General features: G+C 71.7%; 4 protein-coding genes. 3 read left to right on the top strand and 1 reads right to left on the bottom strand.

Annotated elements, in window-relative coordinates; genetic code table 11:
• Window positions 1–136: 136 nt before the first annotated feature.
• The gene (locus tag ACWF94_RS35005) at window positions 137–1,207 is read right to left on the bottom strand and encodes an MmyB family transcriptional regulator (protein WP_453498079.1); all 1,071 of its coding nucleotides are present in this window, start codon (window positions 1,205–1,207) and stop codon (window positions 137–139) included.
• 243 nt (window positions 1,208–1,450) lie between these two features.
• Between ACWF94_RS35005 and ACWF94_RS35000 the strand changes: the two genes are divergently transcribed.
• The 3 genes from ACWF94_RS35000 (at window position 1,451) to ACWF94_RS34990 (ending at window position 4,089) form a co-directional block, all read left to right on the top strand.
• Window positions 1,451–2,191 (top strand): helix-turn-helix domain-containing protein, encoded by a 741-nt coding sequence (locus tag ACWF94_RS35000; protein WP_453498076.1) that lies wholly within the window; start codon window positions 1,451–1,453, stop codon window positions 2,189–2,191.
• A 95-nt stretch (window positions 2,192–2,286) separates the two neighbouring features.
• Complete coding sequence (locus ACWF94_RS34995) at window positions 2,287–2,817, top strand: toxin-antitoxin system, toxin component (protein ID WP_453498081.1); 531 nt, start codon at window positions 2,287–2,289, stop codon at window positions 2,815–2,817.
• A 3-nt stretch (window positions 2,818–2,820) separates the two neighbouring features.
• A complete protein-coding gene (locus ACWF94_RS34990; protein WP_453498073.1) occupies window positions 2,821–4,089 on the top strand; it encodes an ROK family protein in 1,269 nt (422 codons plus the stop codon).
• Window positions 4,090–4,191: the final 102 nt, after the last annotated feature.

Below are 4,191 nucleotides of genomic sequence, written 5' to 3'. Positions count from 1 at the left end.
CCCGCTGTCCGCGCTCGTGCGCCATGTTCGGCCATTTCGGCCATGTTCTCCTGCCGCTTCATGCCTCGGACCGCGAGCCCTCAGCCGCTGGAGACCGACAGCAGGCCGTCAGCCGCTGGAGACCGACAGCGGGCCGTCAGCCGCTGGAGACCGACCGCAGATGGGACTTGCCCCGCCGTACGGTCGGTGAGGTGACGCTTCTGCGCTCGCGCAGTACCAGGGTCATCCGGGTGTACCCCCGGTCCTGGAGCGTCGCCGGTGTCTCGTCGACGATCCGGCAGTCGGCGTGTCCCCACTGCGGATCGGGGTGGTTCAGCGGGCGTACGGCTCCGTCGTGGTGGACGGCCGCCGCCCCCATCACCCGCATCCAGTGCGGCAGTCCGCACCGATAGGCCGCGTCCATGATCGGATCGTTGGCGATATCACTGCGAATGGCCTGAAGAACACCGTCGTCCTCGTAACGCTCCAGCGCCGATTCGAGCTGCGCGAGCAACGGCAGACACCAGCTTGTCTCGCGGTCGCCGAGAACGGTGCCCGCGTCCGGGTGGAAGAGCACGAACCGCAGGAAGTTCTGGTCGGGCATGGCGGTGGGGTGCTGTCCCATGCCCCGGAACAGCGCCTGGAACGCCGGATTGACGTGGGCGACGTCCCAGCGGCGGTCGAACAGCACCGACGGCAGCGGTACGGCGTCCATCATCGCGGCGTAGTCGTGCAGATACGCCTGGGTGCCCGGGTCCGGGGGCATGGCCGGCTCCGCCGTCGCCGGGGGCGCGGCGGGCAGTACGGGCGGCTGGAGCGGGGCGTAGGGCCGGGTGGGGCCGGACGGGAAGGCCGGGCCGGACGGCCGCGCGGGGCCCATCGGTGACACGGCCCTGGACGACGGGCCCCTCAGGGGGAGCGGTGGCTCCCGGTCGACGGCGAGCCTGAACAGCCAGCCGCCCTGCTGATCGGTCATCTCCAGGGCCTTGACCAGGGCGTACAGCTTGTCGTCGGTCCACTCCTCGGCGGGAGTGCGCTCCCAGTTGCCATAGGTGCGGGTACTGATGTCGAGCCGCGCGGCGACCTCGGCGACGGTGAGCCCCAGCTCTTCTCTGCGCCCCCGCAGTATGTCGGTGAGCCTCCTCGACCGGAGGGTGCCGCGGCTCGTGCCCGCACACCCTCGACGCCCGTGGACACCAGGACGGTCAACACCCGCCTCATGTGTCATCGAGAACGCCACCCTTCCCGCTTCCCGAAGTACCGCTGCGGCAGCGCCCTTTGGATCTTCACCCCGCCTGGCGATCCTGCTACCGGAAGAGCGACCATGTCAACTATCGTGGCATTCCGCGTCGCTGAGCGCTCAGATCGCGCCACAGCTGTGGCAAGACCTGGCTGTGCGTTCGCGAACCCGTTAATCTCCGGGCAGCCAACTGTGTGCGGAGCCATCTCGCGTGATCTAGGAGACCTACTGGTGACAGACGGCTTCTTGGTTCCGGGCCCGCCGGCCACCGGCCCCCTGGCGTCGTCGGTCGCCCGCGTCGCCGAACTCGCGGGCAGACTCGGACTCGGCCACGGCGAGGTCTTCGACGTGCACCAGCTCTCCGAGGCGTCCGGTGTGCCGGACGAGGTGGTCGCCGAGCTGCTGGCGGGCCGCCCGGCAGGTGAGCCGGACCTCCAGACGCGCTTTCTCCAGCGCTTCGACCTGCTGCGCAGAACCCGGCTGAAGACCAACGGCCGCCGGTACACCCAGCAGGAGATCGCCGACGGAGCCGGGATGTCCCGCCAGCAGGCGGGCGCGCTGATCAACGGCGACCGCCGTCCCACGATGGAGCACTGCGACGCGATCCAGCGGTTCTTCAAGGTCCACGCGGGCTTTCTGACCGCCGAGGACGCGGACGCCCTCAACGGCGCGCTCCAGCGCACCGAGCAGCGGCTGCTCCAGGACTGCGCCGACTACCCCGGGGACGCCGACCCGCTGGAGCGCCTGCTCCAGGACCACGGCGTACGGGGTATCGCCTGGCGGGCGGCGCAGCTGCCGACCGACAAGCACCGTGACAAGGTCACCGAATGGCTCGACATGCTCCTGGAGAGCGTCAAACCCATGGAACCTGCCGAATCCACGGAACCTGCCGAACCGAGGGAACCCGCCGCCGAACCGAGGGAACCGGCCGACTCCGTACCGGCCGGTCCGGCAAAGGCGACGGAAAGTTGACTTCAGAACTGCACTGAAGTCAGGGCAGGGTTGAGGCCGCGCGTGTGCGCGCGGCCGTTGACGGGGAGAGGAGAACGGTGAGCATTGGCAAAGAGATGCGTCGGCTCTGCGGTGAGCTGGTAGCCGGAATCGATCTGCCCGCCCCCGCCGAGCCCGCCGATCTCTATGCCGCCCTGTGCGGCCAGATGAGCAGACGCCGGGGCCGGCCCGTGCGCTATCACATGGCCACCTTTCCCCCCGGCACGGCGAGCGGGCTGTGGCTGGACATGACCGACCAAGACCTGATCGTCATCGAGGAGCGCACCGCGCCCGATCATCAACTGGTCATTCTCGGCCATGAGCTGTGGCATATGAAGGCCGGGCACTGCACGCATCACATCGAGGGCGCGGCCGTCGCCGCCCGGCTCCTCTCGGACGAGGCGGACCTGCGGGCCACCGTGCTCAAGGTGGCCGCCAGGACGCGCTTCGACCAGAGCGAGGAGAACGAGGCCGAGAGCTTCGGCCTGCTGCTCGGCAGCAAGTGCCGCTCCTGGCTGGCCGGTCCGACCGGGCGCGGGCCCAGGCACCGGGACGGGCTCGCCGGACGTATCGAGGCGTCCCTGGGATACCGCGGACCCCAGGGCTGATACGTGGAACACTCCGCACGCGTAGGGCTGACCGGCCCGGTCAGCCGGGACCCGCTGGAGCCCAAGGCCGGGCGGGACACCGTGCGCCGCCACAATCTGAGTCTGGTGCTGCGGGCGGTCCGCGACGCGGGCGAGATCACCCGGGCGGGGGTCTCGGCCCGGGTGGGCCTGACCCGGGCGGCGATCTCCTCCCTGGTGGAACAGCTGCTGGAGAGCGGGTTCCTGTCCGAGTCCGGGAAGACCTTCAGCGGTCAGGCGGGGCGCCCCGGCACCGTGCTGAAGGTGGCGCGTACCGGTGTCGCGGGCATCGGGGTCGAGATCAACGTCGACTATGTGTCCGTGTGTGTGGTGGATCTGGCGGGCACGGACCGGGTCCGGCTCGTCGAGCACCGCGACAACCGAGGCGCGGCTCCCCCGCAGGTGCTGCGCCGGGCCGCCCGGATCGCCGCGCGGGCCCTGGAGTCCGCCGCCGAGCAGGATCTCCGCCCGGTCGGCGCGGCGCTCGCCCTGCCCGGTCTGGTGTCGTCCGGCACGGTCCGCCACGCGCCCAACCTCGGCTGGAGCCAGGTCGCCGCCGAGGGTCCCTTCGCCGACGCGCTCGCCGCCCTGCGGCCGACGCGGCCCGCGCTTCCGGTCCGCTCGGAGAACGAGGCCAATCTCGCGGCGCTGGCCGAACTGTGGTTCGGCGACGTCGGCCCCGACCGCACCTTTCTCTATCTCACGGGCGAGATCGGGGTCGGCGGCGCGCTCGTCCTGGACGGGGAGCTGCTGCGCGGCGCGCACGGCTTCGCCGGGGAGATCGGCCATGTCGTGGTCGCGTCGGACGGACCCGAGTGCCGCTGTGGCTCACGCGGCTGTCTGGAGCAGTACGCGGGCCAGGCGGCCCTCCTGAGGGCCGCGGGCATCGACGGGCCGAACGGACCCGCGGCGGTCTCCGAACTGATCCGCCGGGCCGACGCGGCCGACGAGCGCGCTCTCCTCGCGCTCGACCGCGCGGGGCTGATGCTGGGGCAGGTGCTGGCGGGCGCGGTGAATCTCTTCGATCCCGCGGCGGTCGTGCTGGGCGGGATCTACGGGCCGCTGGCACCGTGGCTCGTGCCGAGGGCGTCCAAGGAGCTGTCCGCGCGGGTGGTGTCGGGGTTGTGGCCGGGGGTGGGGGGCCGGTTGCGGCCGTCCTCGCCCGCGGCGGACGCGGCGCGGGGAGCGGCGGCGCTGGTCGTCCAGGACGTCCTCACCGACCCCCTCGCGTATGCCACGAGGGCAGCCGGGTAGCCAGGGGTCGGGGACGGGGGCGCACCCGGGCCGTTCCCGGGGCTCCGCCCCGGACCCCCAGCTCCTCAAACGCCGGAGGGGCTGAGTTCGGTGCCCCCGGAC

Source organism: Streptomyces sp. NPDC055078 (assembly GCF_053607985.1).
The sequence above is the reverse complement of the archived record's forward strand: the minus strand, read 5'-3'. Positions and strand labels throughout refer to the sequence as shown.

What these genes read in the sequence shown, in the direction of transcription:
- ACWF94_RS35005 (WP_453498079.1), bottom strand. Translation starts at nt 1,207, where the DNA reads ATGACACATGAGGCGGGTGTTGACCGTCCTGGTGTCCACGGGCGTCGA.
- ACWF94_RS34995 (WP_453498081.1), top strand. Translation starts at nt 2,287, where the DNA reads ATGCGTCGGCTCTGCGGTGAGCTGGTAGCCGGAATCGATCTGCCCGCC.